Consider the following 881-nt stretch of genomic DNA (forward strand, 5'->3'; position numbering starts at 1 on the left):
ACCCAAACCGAAGTCCTGCATTTTACTGACAGCCAACGCGGTTATGTGTATGACAAAACGCTGCCATTAAATAGCCCATCTGGGCTGAGCGATAACCATGTCGACAGTGTTTGGGGATTATCTTTACGTCATCAAGTGGTTGAAAGCACTGTTTTTGCCAAAGACTATAACCACCGACTGGCGGAAGATACGTTGATTTCCGCTGTCGCAGACATGACTCGCGGTGATGGGGAAAAAATCAATTACGGCGATGTTTATCACTATAAAGGCCGCCACCTCACCCGTGGAGATAAAATTCGCCCTGAAACTGAAACCGCTAACTTCTGGGCAAGACTCGATCACGAGCGCTTTTTAGCGAGACAAACCTTGCTACGCGGGCAAAGTAGCGCGGCAGACCTGACGCCATTATTGGTATTAAATATTCAAGATAACCCACTCATTTCGACCTTACCGGCCGTCTTTAAATCACCGATTTTAATTACGCGATTACGCTTTACCGCCAGCCGAGATAAAGCGCTGACCGTCCGTTTCGACGCCGTGCCTTATACGGAATCACTGTGCTGGCGTCCTGCACTCAAACCGCGCCCTGTCATTGCCGGAACATTAATGGCACGCGTCACCAGCGCAAAAAACCACGATATTTATGCCCACCAAAATGAACACGGCTTTTATTGGGTGAAATTCGATGCGGATCGTGATGATAAAGCCAAGGGTTATGAAAGTATGCCCGTACGTTTGGCGAAACCTTACGCCGGCGATACGTATGGGATGCATTTCCCGCTGATTCAAGGGACAGAAGTCGCCATCGCCTTCCATGAGGGCGACCCAGACCGCCCTTACATCGCCCACGCACTGCATGATTCCCGCCACCCCGACCACGT

1 protein-coding gene is annotated in these 881 nt (G+C 50.3%); it reads left to right on the plus strand.

Annotation, left to right across the window (positions count from 1 at the left end; genetic code table 11):
* Nucleotides 1-881: type VI secretion system Vgr family protein (locus OQV04_RS24790; RefSeq protein WP_332643249.1), on the plus strand; the 881-nt coding region annotated here is incomplete at both ends.

The sequence above is a fragment of the Escherichia sp. Lx600-2 genome, assembly GCF_036662595.1.
Lineage (GTDB): Bacteria > Pseudomonadota > Gammaproteobacteria > Enterobacterales > Enterobacteriaceae > Escherichia > Escherichia coli.